This is a genomic window from Ekhidna lutea, assembly GCF_900188325.1.
Classification (GTDB): domain Bacteria; phylum Bacteroidota; class Bacteroidia; order Cytophagales; family Cyclobacteriaceae; genus Ekhidna; species Ekhidna lutea.
Map to the genome: position 1 here is coordinate 196,413 of NZ_FZPD01000002.1, position 15,530 is coordinate 211,942.

General features: G+C 39.1%; 16 protein-coding genes. 10 read left to right on the forward strand and 6 right to left on the reverse strand.

Going from position 1 to position 15,530, the window contains the following annotated elements; translation table 11 throughout:
* Positions 1–4 precede the first annotated feature (4 nt).
* From holA to CHB71_RS04775, 9 genes are all read left to right on the forward strand, one after another.
* Positions 5–1,027 carry a DNA polymerase III subunit delta gene (gene holA, locus CHB71_RS04735; protein WP_089355754.1) on the forward strand — a complete coding sequence of 341 codons (1,023 nt, stop codon included), beginning with the start codon at positions 5–7 and terminating at the stop codon, positions 1,025–1,027.
* A gap of 53 nt (positions 1,028–1,080) precedes the next feature.
* Positions 1,081–4,011, forward strand: a complete 2,931-nt coding sequence (locus CHB71_RS04740; protein ID WP_179213306.1) for a tetratricopeptide repeat protein — start codon at positions 1,081–1,083, stop codon at positions 4,009–4,011.
* A gap of 1 nt (position 4,012) precedes the next feature.
* On the forward strand, positions 4,013–5,668 hold the full coding sequence (locus CHB71_RS04745; RefSeq protein WP_089355756.1) for a TonB-dependent receptor: 1,656 nt from the start codon (positions 4,013–4,015) through the stop codon (positions 5,666–5,668).
* A gap of 60 nt (positions 5,669–5,728) precedes the next feature.
* Complete coding sequence (locus tag CHB71_RS04750) at positions 5,729–6,913, forward strand: SPOR domain-containing protein (RefSeq protein ID WP_089355757.1); 1,185 nt, start codon at positions 5,729–5,731, stop codon at positions 6,911–6,913.
* A gap of 78 nt (positions 6,914–6,991) precedes the next feature.
* Positions 6,992–7,669 carry a MotA/TolQ/ExbB proton channel family protein gene (locus tag CHB71_RS04755; protein ID WP_089355758.1) on the forward strand — a complete coding sequence of 226 codons (678 nt, stop codon included), beginning with the start codon at positions 6,992–6,994 and terminating at the stop codon, positions 7,667–7,669.
* Position 7,670: 1 nt separating this feature from the next.
* Positions 7,671–8,060: an ExbD/TolR family protein gene (locus CHB71_RS04760; protein ID WP_089355759.1), complete on the forward strand. Its 390-nt coding sequence runs from the start codon at positions 7,671–7,673 to the stop codon at positions 8,058–8,060.
* Entirely contained in the window at positions 8,060–8,866 is an 807-nt protein-coding gene (locus tag CHB71_RS04765; protein WP_089355760.1) for a hypothetical protein, read from the forward strand. The genes CHB71_RS04760 and CHB71_RS04765 overlap by 1 nt, the downstream gene beginning before the upstream one ends.
* Entirely contained in the window at positions 8,863–10,080 is a 1,218-nt protein-coding gene (locus tag CHB71_RS04770) for a bifunctional folylpolyglutamate synthase/dihydrofolate synthase (RefSeq protein WP_089355761.1), read from the forward strand. Before CHB71_RS04765 ends, CHB71_RS04770 begins: the two co-directional genes overlap by 4 nt.
* A gap of 111 nt (positions 10,081–10,191) precedes the next feature.
* Positions 10,192–12,075, forward strand: a complete 1,884-nt coding sequence (locus CHB71_RS04775) for a tetratricopeptide repeat-containing sensor histidine kinase (RefSeq protein WP_089355762.1) — start codon at positions 10,192–10,194, stop codon at positions 12,073–12,075.
* Here CHB71_RS04775 and CHB71_RS04780 read toward each other — a convergent pair.
* Positions 12,072–12,593 (reverse strand): hypothetical protein, encoded by a 522-nt coding sequence (locus CHB71_RS04780; protein ID WP_144017332.1) that lies wholly within the window; start codon positions 12,591–12,593, stop codon positions 12,072–12,074. The two genes, CHB71_RS04775 and CHB71_RS04780, sit on opposite strands and share 4 nt — an antisense overlap.
* 32 nt (positions 12,594–12,625) lie before the next feature.
* Between CHB71_RS04780 and trmB the strand changes: the two genes are divergently transcribed.
* Positions 12,626–13,282, forward strand: coding sequence for a tRNA (guanosine(46)-N7)-methyltransferase TrmB (gene trmB, locus CHB71_RS04785; protein WP_089355764.1), 657 nt, complete (start codon positions 12,626–12,628; stop codon positions 13,280–13,282).
* Here the strand turns inward: trmB and CHB71_RS04790 are convergent.
* Genes CHB71_RS04790 through CHB71_RS04810 form a run of 5 tightly spaced genes read right to left on the reverse strand, consistent with a single transcriptional unit; the run spans position 13,279 to position 15,494 of the window.
* Positions 13,279–13,773: a hypothetical protein gene (locus CHB71_RS04790; RefSeq protein WP_179213307.1), complete on the reverse strand. Its 495-nt coding sequence runs from the start codon at positions 13,771–13,773 to the stop codon at positions 13,279–13,281. The two genes, trmB and CHB71_RS04790, sit on opposite strands and share 4 nt — an antisense overlap.
* Positions 13,737–13,949: a GDCCVxC domain-containing (seleno)protein gene (locus tag CHB71_RS18985; RefSeq protein WP_089356326.1), complete on the reverse strand. Its 213-nt coding sequence runs from the start codon at positions 13,947–13,949 to the stop codon at positions 13,737–13,739. Before CHB71_RS18985 ends, CHB71_RS04790 begins: the two co-directional genes overlap by 37 nt.
* A gap of 8 nt (positions 13,950–13,957) precedes the next feature.
* Entirely contained in the window at positions 13,958–14,473 is a 516-nt protein-coding gene (locus CHB71_RS04800) for a DinB family protein (RefSeq protein WP_089355766.1), read from the reverse strand.
* On the reverse strand, positions 14,470–15,123 hold the full coding sequence (gene merTP, locus CHB71_RS04805; protein WP_089355767.1) for a mercuric transport protein MerTP: 654 nt from the start codon (positions 15,121–15,123) through the stop codon (positions 14,470–14,472). The genes CHB71_RS04800 and merTP overlap by 4 nt, the downstream gene beginning before the upstream one ends.
* The gene (locus CHB71_RS04810) at positions 15,120–15,494 is read right to left on the reverse strand and encodes an ArsR/SmtB family transcription factor (RefSeq protein ID WP_089355768.1); all 375 of its coding nucleotides are present in this window, start codon (positions 15,492–15,494) and stop codon (positions 15,120–15,122) included. The genes merTP and CHB71_RS04810 overlap by 4 nt, the downstream gene beginning before the upstream one ends.
* Positions 15,495–15,530: the final 36 nt, after the last annotated feature.

Sequence of the window (15,530 nt, forward strand, 5' to 3'; positions counted from 1 at the left end):
AAATATGGCATCAGAATACACTGAAATCCTCAAGGACATCAATAGTGGAGTTTTTGCTCCGGTCTATTTTCTTCAGGGCGAAGAAACATTTTTTATTGATAATATCATTGAAAAAATTGAAAATAACGCTTTAGAAGAATCTCAGAAAAGCTTTAACCAAGTTATCCTATATGGCAAAGATACTAACCTAACAGATGTCATTGGCGCTGCAAGACGTTACCCGATGATGGGTGAGCGACAAGTAGTTATTGTAAAAGAAGCTCAGGAAATGCGCGATTGGAGCAAGGAGGATAAGCAAACACTTGTGCTCAACTACCTGGAGAACCCGCTGGCTAGTACGATTTTGGTTTTTGGATATAAATATAAATCTGTAGACAAGCGAACCAAGTTTGGGAAAGCTATCGATAAGAAATCTGTTTTCTTAAACGCAAAAAAGCTTTATGACAATCAAGTTCCGGATTGGATAAAAGGGTATTGCAAGAGCAAAAAAATCAACATCCAGGATTCTGCTGTAATGATGCTCTCCGAAAATATAGGTAACAACCTGCAGCGACTTGCCAATGAAATTGAAAAGCTGCTTTTGAATCTGAAAGAGGGGGCTGAAATTGATTCAGCAATGATTCAACGATACGTTGGAATTAGCAAAGATTATAACATATTCGAACTGCAAAAAGCACTTAGTGCCATGAACAAACTGAAGGCACATAAAATCGCTGATTATTTTGCTGCAAACCCAAGTAACAATCCATTAGTTCTAACTATCTATAGCTTATTTAGTTACTTCAGCAAGTTATTGCTTATCCATCATTCATCAGACAAGAATGACCGCACAATAGCCTCGCTTATCGGTGTTAACCCATTTTTTGTGAAAGAATACTTACAAGCAGCAAGGAATTATCCTTTAGGCAAAGTGGTTCAAAACATCAAATACCTGCATGAAGCAGATATGCAGTCAAAAGGAATAGGATATGCTACAAAGAAAGAAGGTCCTGTACTTACCGAATTGGTATATAAATTGATGAACTAACACAATTTCATTGTAAATATTCGTTCAACCTGATGGTCAAAAACGTTAAAATTTTGCGAATTCAAACGCTCCTTTTATTTGTACTTTTTACTTCTTCTGTGTTTGCCCAAAATTCAGTTAGTAAAAAAGATTTTTCAGGCCTGGAAGCCTTTGAAGCCTTTCAGGAGAGGCAGTATAGCCAGGTGAAAGAAGTTTTGGACGCTAAAAACGCGCTAACCACCGATGAGCAGATTCTCCTTAACCTCAGCCAATTAAAGACAGGGAATTCAAATGGCGATGCAATTGAAAAATGGCTGGTGAAAAACCCGAATCATCCGATGAGACCATTAGCATCGTTTCACCTGGGCGAATACTTTTTCTATTCAAAAGATTCAATTAAGGCACAAAAATATTTGAAGGATGTTTCTCCATCTGAGCTATCCAAACGCGATAAAGCTTCCTATGGATTTGTTTATGGTGTCTTGCAACTGGAGGGTGAAAGATACAATAGTGCAAAAAACCTGTTTGGACTGGCAAAAAGCAATGGCTTTGATGACCAACTGATGCTTACCTATTATCAGTCATTTACTGAATATCATTTAGGGAATACAGATGAAGCGTTAGAAGGATTTCTCAAAGTGCAGGGTTCAGATACCTATGGCAATTCATCAAAGTTTTTCATTGCTAAAATATGGTTGGAGCAAGGGAGAATCACTGAGGTTATTCAGCTGGCACAAAATGAAATTTCAGACACTAAATCAATAACAAATTCCGGATTTCATCAATTGGTTGGAGAGGCATATGCATTGGAAAATAATGCTGCTAAAGCTGATGCTTACTTTGAACGAGCCATTCAATTACATCCTGAGAAGCCAAATGCAGCATTGTACTACCAGGCAGGTGTTTCCAAGTTTAAAATAGGAAACGAAAAAAAAGCAATTGAGTATCTGACCGAAGCAGGGATTCAAGGTGGTGAATACGCGCAGCTTAGCGCATTGCAATTAGGGCGATTATATGTAAAGGAAGGTCATTTCGAGAAAGCATTGACTGCATACATTGAATCTTCAGCCTCAACGAATGCAGCAATAAAAGAAGAATCTTACTTTCATGCAGCGAGTTTAAATGCCAAACTTGGATTTTATGCTGAGGCAATTAATTACGGCAATGATTATCTTAAAAGATATGGTGATAATAAGCGGGCAGAAGCTATTCAGGATTTGATAGCCCAATCATATCTAAAAACATCCAATTACGACCTGGCGATTGAGCAGCTTAGAAATGCCGGAATCTCAAATAATATTCAAAGAGAAGTATATCAGAAGGTTACATTTCAAAAGGCTATTCTTTCTTTCAACGATGCTGACTTTGTCGCAGCAAAAGATTGGTTCAGAGAAAGTCTTAAGTATCCTTCTGATCAACAATTGAAAGATGAGTCAAACTATTATCTCGCTGAGTTGGCCTTAAGAGATAACAAATATGATCTGGCAATCACATTGTACAATCGACAATCCAAGGTTAACGACCTCTCAAGATATGGGTTGGGCTATGCCTATTATAATCAGGAGCAATACCAAAAAGCCAAGCAGTATTTTCAAGGTGTTAGAACCTCAGACCAAAAGGTTAATATGGATGCGAAAGTACGGCTTGCCGATTGCCACTATGCTACCAAGTCGTATCAGGATGCGCTGAATCTTTATAATCAGCTGCTCTCTCAAATGAGCTCGCCTTACCTGTATTTTCAAAAAGGTTTGTGCTTAAAAAATCTAGGCAAAGGTAATGAAGCAATCAACGCATTTGAGCGTGTTTATGCAAACGCAGCATATGGAGCTCGTGCCCGGTTTCAATCGGGAATGATTCATTTTGAATCTGCTAAGTTTTCTGAAGCAATTCCGTATTTCACTTATATAATTACCAATCAATCAGCAGACCCTTTGGTGAGTGAATCATTATTAAATCGAGCCATTTGTTATAAAAACAATGGCCAATTAAAGGAATCTCAGCAAGATTTTGAACGAATCCTTCAGCAACATATTCAAAGCAATGCTGCTTTAAATGCAATTTTAGGTTTACAAGAGCTTGATCAGGCAGGACAGGAAATAAATAAACTCAGCAGTTTTATTGCGGCCTATAAAGAAGCCAATCCCGATAATGGAAGCCTGGAGTTAATAGAATTTGAAGCTGCCAAAAGATTGTATTTTGATTTTTCCTATCAGGCAGCCGCTGATGCTTTTGAAAAGTTTCTTGTTGACTATCCAGCAAGTGGAAACAAAACAGAGGCTAAATACTATATCGCAGATTCATATTATAGAATTCAGGATTTTGAGCGTGCTCTTCCATTATTTGATGAGCTCAAATATGTTCGCAATGAACTAACAGGAAGGGTTTTAACAAGACTCGGGGATATCAATAGTAAATTAGGGAATGTCAAAGCTGCAGCAGATGCATACCAATTATTGATTGATCTAAGCTTGTCCGCCAAAGATTCATATAACGCGAAGCAGGGATTGATGCAGCTGCATTATAATCATCAACAATTCAATAAAGCGATAGATTGGGCTAACAACATTATTGGGTCGGACTGGAAACCAATTAATGGCGAACAGGAAGCTTTACTTATAAAAGGAAGAAGCTGGTATCATCTCAGTAATTATGAGGAATCAATGCAGTCTTTTCAAAAGCTTTCAGAAGGAAAAGATGTATATGCTGCCGAATCAAATTATTTTCTTGGTTTAATAGCATTTGAAAAAGCTGAATATGATGAGTCGCTTAATCTATTGTTTGACCTCAACGCCAATCTCGGCAGCTACACTGAATGGGTGGATCGATCATATCTGTTAATTGCTAAAAACTATCTTGCAAAAGATGAATTATTTCAGGCAAAAGCTACTTTAAGATCTATTATTGAACATGCTAAAATTCAAGAAGTTAAAAACGAAGCAACGAAATTGATAAACGAAATTGAAAGCAATACGCAAACCAACGATTCCACTCAAAATAAAGAATAGCATGAGGTATCTTTTTCTGACGATATTAGTATTGATTTCCTCCTATGCAATTGGACAGCAGGTTGACACCACGCAAACAAGTGGTGAAATAATCTCGGGGAAAGTTGTGATTGAAAAAGATAAAAAGATTCGACTTCCAAAGGGAGATAAGATATTCTTGCGAGGCGAGCTGAAATCATTAGAGAATCAGTCAATACGAGTATCTTTCCAGGCGCAAGAACCTACGTTTGAATGGCCTGACTATAAGTCCGACGTGCCATTTAAGTCAACTGAAACTTCCTATCCGTTAGAACAGGTGCAAAATTTTGTGAAGTTGGGATATGGTAATTACAATTCTCCTTTGTTTAAAGCAGGACTATATCAGTCGTTTGGAGAGTTAGAAACACGAGCCAGACTAGGTTATGAAAGTTTTGCATCAGGACCTATTGGTGAAGAAAATAGTGGTAATGTCAATGCTGGTTTTGGCTTTTCAGCCTCCTATAATAGTAACAATCTCACTATAAGACCTTCATTCTCTTACGATAATTTCAAATACCACTTTTATGGGAACAATAACAGGGTCAATACAGGATTTAATCCTGAAAATGCGGAAGAGGTTTCCTGGCGAGATTGGCAATTCTCCATTGATCTCTCAGGTGGCCAGGAAGGTGTCTCATATAAAATTCGACCCTTCTATAATAGCACAAGCCAAATATTAGTTGATGCCGCTGATTTAAATAATGAGTCCATAGGAGGGGTCTCCGGCTCATTAAAAGTGAAAATTGATGATTCCTTTTCAGCAGAGTTAGGAATAGACGGAAAAAGTGGATCATATGACGGAGGTATTACCTACGATCGAAATCTATTAAATGTAAACCCATCAATAACCTATCAAAGTGAGGAACTTTCATTAAGTGCCGGGCTGGTAATATCCAGTGGCGAAACAAATGAAGCAACTGAAACGAGCTTATATCCAGATATTAACCTGACCTACGAGCTTTCAGATAGATGGTCTGTATATGGACTTGTATCTGGAGGAATGGAATGGAACGGATTATCTACTTTGTTGAATCAAAACGAATTTTTAGATGATTCGTTGGCGATTTCATTTACTGAAAACACAATTAAACTAGGCGGTGGATTAAAAGGAGCAATCCTTGAAAACATGCTTTTGGAGACAAGTGTAATTCACCGTTCAACAAACGGCTTACCATTTTTTGTGTCTTCCACTGACTCAAGCAGGTTTATTTTGACCTATGATGCCAAAAAAGTGAGTGTATTAACATTTGCGTCAAAACTTTCCTATATGCCCACAAACAATAGTAGCTACGGATTAAATCTTGAATTAAATGGTTATTCGCTTGAATCACTAGACCGTCCATGGCATATGCCAGCTTATGAAATAGAAGCGTTTACGAGCCATAACATCAACGAGAAGCTTATTTTATCGGCGTTTTTGAACACGAAAGGGGGCATTCGTGGACCAGCCAATGTTGATTTTGGCTATGTAAGTCTGCCGGCCTTCATTGATGTTGGTTTAGGTATGAAATATCTAATTACTCCACAGGCTTCTGCATTCATTGACGTAAATAATTTGTTGAATAATGAATACGAACGATATTTGGGGTACCCGACCCGAGGACTCGCTTTTAAAATTGGTGGTCAGTACCGATTCTGACCCTAATATTTCCTAATAATGAATTTTATTTTATCTTGGTTCGGTCAATAACACATACCTATGGCAACAGACGATAAGAACACAGACAAAGACCAGGACGATTTTTTCGGTGATGATGAGGATTTCGGTCTACCAGAGTTGGATTATGAAGCACTGGACGATGACGACTCTGATGATCAGCCGGAAGAAAAGAAAGAAGAAGTAAAAGAAGAGCCTGTAGAAGAGGCTCCTGCTGAAGAACCGCAAGCAGAGGCTGAGGAGAAAGTAGAAGAAGAAATTCAGGCTGAGGATGACTCTGTCTTTGAAAGTGAGTCAATGGATAGTGAAATGGATGATGAAGAGATTCCTGATCAGGTAACAGATGAGGAGCTGGAAGCATCATTGAGCGATGAAGGAATGGAAATGGATATGGACATGGAAATGCCTGATCCTTCATCAGAGGATGATTCAGACGATATCTCAGATGAGGCGATGGATGAATTTTACGAAGAGGAGTCGTTTGACGATTTCGAAGCGGACATGGGTGAGGATGATGGTGATGAAATCTCAGATTCAGTATTTGATAGTGATGTGTTGGATGAAGATGAGTTCGCACAGTTTGAAAAAGAACTGATGGATTCAGAAGAGGAAAATATCTCTGATATGCCAACATTTAAGTCCGACGATGGTGCAGGACAGAATAAATCCAAGTTTGCCAAAGTTGTCATTTTTGGAATTATCATTTTTGCTGCTCTTGGAGCCATATTCATGTTTGCATATGAAGGAGGCGATGAAGAAAAACAACCTGTAGCTGAGAGGCCGGTTCAAAAACCTGTACAGAAGAAACCTGTTGAGAAAAAGCCGGAACCACAGGAAACTCAATCAGCAAATGATGAAGCAGCAAATACCCAGGCGGATGAGGTTGCTGCAAATACTCAAGCTCAAGCAGCCGCACCTTCTAGACCTGCTAATAATAATAACCGGTCAAATCAGGTAGCTCAAACACCAGGAACAGTGAATGCGTTAGCGGCCAGAACCGGAAATGCTTTTATCATAATCGGAAGCTTTTTAGATGGTGACATGGCAATGGATTATGCAAATAAGCTGGCTGGCCAAGGCAAGAGTCCTTCGATCATTCCACCTTTTGGTAATGCGGTGACTCATCGTGTCGCAATTCGAGGATACGGATCTATTGCGCAGGCGCAAAACGCACTTGAAGGATTCAAAGGGGAATTCGGCCAGGATATCTGGATTCTAAAATACTAAAGCACTAAACCGATAGTTTATACGTTCAGTCTGTTTGAGTGGAAACCCATTCATTGTACTTCAAGATAAAAAGAACATATGCTTATTAGTGTTATGCAAGACCCTGTAATTGAGGGTCTGGAATCAGAAGAATCGATTTCTCTTTTAGAACTGTTAACGAATGGTGGATATATGATGATCCCCATTTTGTTACTGTGGATGGTCGCAATCTACATTTTTGTAGAACGTACACGAACGCTCAGTGCAGCTGCCAAAACACCTGAATCATTCAAAGATCAAATTAGATCCATGGTTATTGCCGGAGATATCAGCGGTGCTTTGATGTTGTGTAGCAAAACAGATACACCAGTGGCCAGAATGATCGAAAAAGGAATCAGTCGTATTGGCAATCCACTAAAAAACATTGAGGTTAGTATCGAGAATGTAGGTAAGCTAGAAATCTACAGATTAGAAAAGAACTTAAATCTTTTAGCTACCATTTCCGGTGCTGCCCCAATGATCGGTTTTCTGGGAACAGTTACAGGAATGATTCAGGCCTTTATCGCTATTGCCCAAGAAGAGGGTGCTGTAAGTCCGAAATTATTGTCTTCAGGCATTTACGAAGCGATGATAACCACTGCAGCTGGACTGTTTGTGGGTATCCTGGCATACCTGGGATATAATTACCTGGTTTCGAAAGTTGGAAAAGTGATCCACACTATGGAGTCTAACGTTATAGACTTTATTGACCTGCTTCAAGAACCAAAAAAGCAGTAATATGGACTTGAAATCAAAACATAAGGTGAATGCAAGCTTCAGCATGTCATCAATGACGGATATCATCTTTCTGTTATTGATCTTCTTTATGCTTACGGCTTCCTTTATTACGCCTTCAGGCCTCCCTGTAAACTTACCTTCTTCTAAATCGTCTGAGATTGTAATGCAGAAGGTCAGTGTTACGATCACGAAAGACCTCAGCTATTTTGTAAATAACAAGCGAGTGAATCGTTCCAGCCTGGAAACTGTTTTAAGAACAAACCTGACCGAGAAAGAAGGAATTGTTGTATTGCATTGTGATGCAGCTGTTCCGGTAGAGCGATTAGTTGAAGTGGCTGGCATAGCCACAGCATTGAAAGCAAAAGTTTCGATTGCAACGAAACCTGAGTGATGGACGAAAGAGAAAAAAAAGAAGAACGAAATAAGCGTATTGGTTGGCTGACATCCATCGGTGTTCAACTGATTTTGCTTGTTTTATTCTACTTTATAGTAGCATGGAAAGAGCCATTTCCGCCTATTCCAGAGTACGGCATTGAGCTGGGTTTTACTACTTCAGCGGGTGCACCAAGCACGTCTGCTCCGGCGCAACAAGCACCACCTACAGATGAACCAACCGAGGAAGTGGAAGAGTCGACAGAAGAATCTGCTGAGGCAGAACAGGAAACTACAGATTCAGAGCAAGTAGAAGAGCAACCTGTAACTCCAAGCGAGGTAGAATCATCCGTTCCGGTTGAGGAAACGAAAGCAGAAGAACCAGAGGCTGTAGTTGAGGAGAAAGAAGAGGTAGATTCAAGGGCTGTCATGAACCCATCTGATACCGAGTTAGACCAGACAAGTGATAATCCCTCTGAAGGTGAGGAGGAAGAAAAGGAAGTGGATCAGCGGGCCATTTACGGTAGCCAGGGGACCAATACAGGCGATGCTGAGGGGGCTAACCTTGCACTTTCAGGATGGGTTTGGGACTTTAAGCCCAAGCCAGATGATCAATCAGACGATTCAGGTAAAATAGTATATCGAATAGTAGTTGACCAGGATGGGTATCTGGTAAAAATCGAAACAATAACATCTACAGTATCTCCAACAGTGGAGCGTAAGTATAGACAGGCAGTAGAAAAACTTACGTTTAGTAAAACAGCCGATTATAAAACAGCTCCTGTATCGTCCGGAACCATCACGTTTATTATTAAATCCAGATGACCTACGAGGAAACGCTCGAGTATCTTTTTACTCGATTGCCCATGTATCAGCGTGTGGGAAAAATTGCCTATAAAAAGGATTTGACAAACACTCTTCAGTTGATGGATTATCTTGGCAACCCGCACCATAAATTTAAAAGTATACATATAGCAGGCACTAATGGAAAAGGTACCAGTGCCCATGGCATTTCGGCCATTTTGCAAACCGCAGGTTACAAGACCGGGTTATATACTTCACCTCACCTTAAAAGCTTTACAGAACGCATTCGTATTGATGGAATAGAGGTTAATGAGCAATTTGTGGTTGATTTCGTGGAACGAATAAGGCCATCAATCGATAAAATCAACCCTTCCTTTTTCGAAATTACGGTGGCTATGGCATTTGAATACTTCGCCTCACAAAAGGTAGATATTGCTGTTGTGGAAACCGGACTTGGCGGAAGACTTGATAGCACCAATGTGATTATTCCTGAAGTGTGTTTAATTACAAATATTGGATACGACCATATGGACATGCTTGGTGATACCCTTGAAAAAATTGCTGCTGAGAAATCGGGGATCATAAAAAAACATGTTCCAGTTATAATAGGAGAGACGCTTCCGGAAACCGCTCCCATTTTTGAAAAAATTGCGAAAAATAATGGTGCGAAACTCATTAAAGCAGGAATATCAGATTGGAAGCCAAAAAAGCTCACACCGAATTACCTGCAAAAAAACATGGGGGGAATTGAGTCGGTAATTCAGGAATTGGTCAGACAAGGCTGGAACATTACATCTGCTGATATTAATGAGGGCGTTGAGCATATGAATGAACTGACCGGACTTAAAGGCAGATTGCAGGTAATAGACGAGAATCCATTAGTGATTGCCGATGTAAGCCATAATGCAGAGGGGATAAAATCACTATTTGAGCAAATCACTCAGATTACTGAGGGCAAGCTGCATCTCATTTTTGGCAGTGTGAAAGACAAAGATTTAACCCCAATATTTTCGCTATTCCCAAATGATGCGATGATTTATTGGACACAATCACAGGTACCCAGAGCCTTATCAATGGAAGAATTAGCGATTCAGGGAGTCGTGAATGGAATAGATGGAGAATGCTTTCTTAATGTAAACGAAGCAATAAATCACGCCAGAGAAAAAGCAGGTATTCAGGACACCATTCTAGTTACCGGTAGCACTTTTATTGTCGCCGAGATAAATGAATTATAGCCGAACGTAAAAAATTATACTTTGATCGTTCAATCATGGCCACTCAAATAATAATGCATATTTCAACTTTATTATGCCCTAGATTGCAATAATTACAGGGCGAACCATAAGATGAAATCAAAAGCTTATCTATCGTTATTCATAATAGCTGCTTTACTGTTTAATGGCCATTCACAACCGCTAGACACTGCGAATTTTAACAAACTGCGAAAAACTGCATTCGGCCTTTACGGAAAAGATGCGAGTGAAATGCTGCGGATAGGACTCGGGATGAAAAGAATAGCCTCTAGCAATAACTATGAGGTAGGGTTAGCGGCTAGCTTTAATATTATTGGTCTTTCCAGGCTAAGTGTTAGCGATCATCAATCATCACTGGAAAATTTTCTTGAAGCACTCAAAATATATGAAAACCTTGAGGATCAGAAGAATATTGCCAATATGCTAAGCAATATTGGTGTGGTGTACTATTATCTTGATGACCACAATAGTTCACTTGAATATCATAAAAAGGCCTATGAAATACGAATGACCCTCAGTGACAGCAAGAGTCTGGCTAAATCTCTCAACAACCTTGGGATAGCATATGTAAACCTTGGTGATTACGATGATGCATTGAATTACTATCAAGCGGCCAAAGAAATTAAGTCAGAATTAAAAGACACAACTGGTCTTTCAAATACACTTAACAATATTGGAAGGGTATACATGCTAAAGGAGGATTATGAGCCAGCCCTAGACTATTTTGAGCAGAGCCTACGTATGGACAGTACCCTTGGCAATTCGTTTGGTGTTGCTACCTCATTATTGAATATTGGTGACATTCAACTAAAAAAGAAAAGATTCAAACAAGCTAAGTCGACATTAAGACAAGCAATTGGCTTAGCAGAAAGTCAGAGTGCTTTGCAAATTCAAATGCTGGCTTATGAAAAGCTTTCTCAACTGTATAAGCAAGTGGGGAATTATGCTGAGGCTTTGTATGCTAACGAAAAGTTTCTATCACTTAATGACAGTATTAATGATATCGAAATCAAGCGTGAAATAGCCTCACTTGAGGCCAGATATGATAACGACAAGATATTGCTTGAAAACTCAATGTTGTCGCTAACGAATGAAAAGAATGAATTGGCTATTGATAAGCAGAAAAACCTAATCCTAACCCTATCTGCGGTTGGTGGATTGCTTCTCATTCTCCTATTCAACACCTTAAGGCTTTATCAGTTTAAATCAAGGGCGGCAATGATTGAAAAGAGTCGTAATGAGGAAATAGCTTCAAAAAACGCATTGATTTCAACTCAAAATAAAGACCTTAAGCAACTCAATGTGTCAAAAAACAACATCATTGCTGTATTAGCCCATGATGTTAAGTCTCCTTTGAATGACGTGAAAGCTATGATCCAACTTGCATCTGAGGAAGACTTATCGGACGATGAACTGAAAACCTATCTAAATTTAGTGCTAAAAAAATCGGAGAATGTAAGCAACCTGATTTTCAATGTATTGGACTGGGCTCAAAGTCAGGCTCAAGGCTTTCATATGCATGTTGATGAACAAAAGCTACACAGTATTGTCAAAAATCAAATTAACTTTTTTGAGTCAAGTGCTGGCGAAAAGGACATTAGATTAATAAATGATGTCAAGAGTGACGTTGTGGTCATGTCAGATAGTAATGTCCTTAATGTGATATGCAGAAACTTAATCTCCAATGCCATCAAGTTTACCCCAAAAGGAGGGAAAATTGAGATTGGTTGTAGAAAAGATGATGGCAATGTTTGGGTTTATGTGAAAGACTCTGGTGTTGGGATGACAGAAGAAGAAATAGATAAAATCCTAAAGTCTGAAAGCTTTTCGAAAACCGGAACGAACGAAGAAATAGGACATGGATTAGGGCTTATGCTGGTAAAAGAATTTACTTTGAAACTGGGCGGCTCATTAGACATTTCGAGCCACCCCGGGGAAGGTTCAGAGTTTAAGTTTTCTATTCCGACACCTTCTTAATCCTCTCCTAAGTGTAAATGATGAATATGTTCATCAATAAGGTCGATTTGTTTGGTGATTTCAACTACATACTTTTTCAGTTCATCTTCTAGTACTTTTACTTCCTTTTTGTACTCAGGTCCTTTTTCTCTCCCCAGGTTATTTTCAATTTCATTGTAGGTATTGCACTCCTTATGGATGAATCTTCTGAAGGATTTAGTGGTGTACTCACTTTCGAGCGTTTTTATATCATCAAGTGTTTCTTTGGCTTCCGGATCTTCATTCTCAGCAAATTTTCGAGTTACGATACCATAAAGCAATGTATCATAGTGATGAATCTCATCAAGCATACCAATAATTTTCTTTCTGTAAACGGATTCCCCACAAAAACTGCCCAACCCTTCATATGTTTGCAGTTTTTCAGCTTCATTGTCCCAGCTTATGGTCAAGTCATCAACCGCTTTTACAATTTCGGCCTCACTCTGGGCAAAGGAGGATAGGGTGAAAATCATGGCACAGGAGAGAAGAGTCAGTTTCATAGTAAGTGAGTTTTAGTTGAACAGTTAATACATTGGGTAAAAAGAATAAGTTAGCGAAGTTTTCTGAAAATATGACAAGTAAAAATGTCATTGAACAAGGAAAACCAATCTTCGAAACCATTCAGGGCAACTGGACAGATTTCTTCGGTAATAATAATCAAATCGTCGTAGAATTGGCTTGTGGATGGGGGGAATACACCATTTCATTGGCAGAAAAATTTGCTGATAAGAACTTTATCGGAATTGATATAAAAGGTGATCGTATTTGGAAGGGAAGTCAATATGCCCTAAAGAACGGTCTTACTAATGTGGCTTTTTTACGCATTCACATTATAGAAATACTGGATTTGTTTGGTGAAAATGAATTGGATGAAATTTGGTTAACGTTCCCTGACCCCAGGCCAAAAGATAGAGACGAAAAACATAGACTTTCCAATAAATCATTTCTGGAGAAATATCGGCACATTTTAAAACCGGATGGGTGGTTCAGGTTTAAAACTGACAATACGGAGCTGTTTGAGTACACTTTGCAGGTACTTACAGATTTCAAGATTAAGGATCATGAATTCACCTTCGATTTGTATAACTCACCCTTGATGGATGAGCATCACGGGATCAAAACAAAATACGAACGTATCTGGACCGAGAAGGGAGAGAAGATTAAGTATATGAAGTTTCGGTTTGCTTAATGCATCTTTCTTTCACACCAATCGATGGGGGAGAAAAGCAGGCAAGCCAGATGTGTATGTTTACCCGAAAACATCGCTGGAATTGTCATGACCTCACAGCCAGGGTCGGCTCGAACAGCTGCTAGTACTAAGGAAACCGATAGAAAGGTTAAAGCTCCTGTAGCAGCAGGTCCTCCATACCCAATAATAAATACCGCTAATAATGGTCCAAAAGCCAATGCAGCCCCTAGTATACGATCCACTTTTGGTGTAAATCGAATAATAGCGAAATGAAGAAGAGCATAAATAGCAAGAAGGCCGGCAGCCCATGTCAGTCTTATTAGCATTCCCTCCCAAGTAACATCACGATACACTGGCCATACTTCTGTAACAAAGAATATTCCAAGGAGGAACCTAAATATTCGACCTAACATGCGTGCTTTGTAATCTGGTTTTGAATCTTCACCCATCTTCTTTAGCAATTGCAGGTTCCATTTTGCACCGGTGGACATTTCTTAGTTCCATAACTACAATACACACAACAATCACCCTGTTTCGGTTTAATCACTTCTCGGCAGCTTTCACACTCATAGAAGTACTGGCAAGCATCTGTCGGCATGGTTTCTTCTTTCTGATGTCCGCAGTTAGGGCAGGCGATGATTGACTCTAATGTTATTTCTTTTTCCATTTGATTGATCAATTAATGGCAGGTCTTATTTCTTCTTTTTTTGCAGAAAACAAATACCATAAGTAATCCATATTAGTATCACGAGGATGTAGATCCTCTTTGCTTTTCCCCATCATCCGGAGCATTGTAAGGATCTGTCCTTTATGATGTATGGTATGGAGTGAAGCATCCAGGTAAATGTGTTTTGCTTGGACTCTTTGATTTCCAGCCAGAGGAAGTGCTATAAGACCTTGTTCTTTGGTCATTAGCCTTTCAAGCTCTTGAAGGTCTTTCTTCCATAAAGAAATTAGTTCGGTTCTTGACAAACCTGATTTATCAGGAAATCCATCTATTTGTTCTTTTCTTAGCAAGGCAATGAAATATTCGTAAATGCTTATTATGTGAGATGCCTTGGATCGGATATTCCCAGATAAAGCATTGAATTCCTTATTGTAGTCTTCATCTGAAATGTTTTCAAGAATGTTGATGATCTTCAAATCACTCCATTTCATGTAAGACCATATATCATTAATGCCGAAGTTCATTTGAGCTTTTTTTTTGAATCAATTGCCTTGTATCCGGTCTTATTAATTGCTTCAATAATCGTCTGAACCTCGATGATTTCGGAATTGTATTTTACCTGAGTTGTACCTTCTTCGTATGAAGCTTTCACTTCATAAATCCCTTCTAGCTGATTTACAGCTTTGTTTACATGTGCTTCACAGCCTGCACACGTCATTCCCTTAACATCCAGAACAATCTTGTCTGTTTTGGTTGAGTCTTGTTCAAAGAAAGCTGCAGGTGTCTGACTTCCGCCATTAGAATAGAAAATATGAGCATAGCTTGGAAACGAAAGCATCAATCCTGCAAATACAGTTATGATTCCTAAGAATTTTTTTGATTGCCAGAAAGATGGTTGCTTACCTGTTTCACATTCACATGCTATTTCCTCGGCTGTTCTGGGTCTAAGTTTCTGATACCAGGCAAAACCTAAAATACCAATAGTTAATACTATCAGATAAGGCCTGAATGGTTCCATCCAGGAAAAAGTGGCTGCAATGCCACCAATACCAGCCAGCAATGAAAACACAGGTGTGATGCAGCATAGTGATGCTACAATTGCTGCAAACAGCCCGGCACTGGCACTTTTTGAAGATAGACTTGTCTGCCGGGAGGTATGATTTGTCGTATTCATGAGATTGTTTCTTTTTGATTTTGCTGTAGCAAGCCATCCAACACTGGTTTGATAATCTGGATATTGGTTTCTACCAGAGAATAGAAGACGGTTTGGCCTACTTTCTTGTCTTTGACAAGCTTTCTGTCTTTTAGCTTACGTAAATGTTGTGAAACTCCTCCTACGGATATATCCAGGATATCACTTAGATCACAAGGACACATTTTTCCTTCTTTGTGTAATAGAAAGAGAATTTTCAATCTCATTGAGTTTCCTGAAAGATTGAATATCTGAGTTGCTTGATCAAGTTGATCATCAATTTGATTCAGTGATTCCTTGCATTCCTTAATTTGGACGGGATCCGCCAATACTCTTATACAGGTCTTGCTCATCTTTTAATGTTTTAGCAATTACTAAAACGTAAAGAT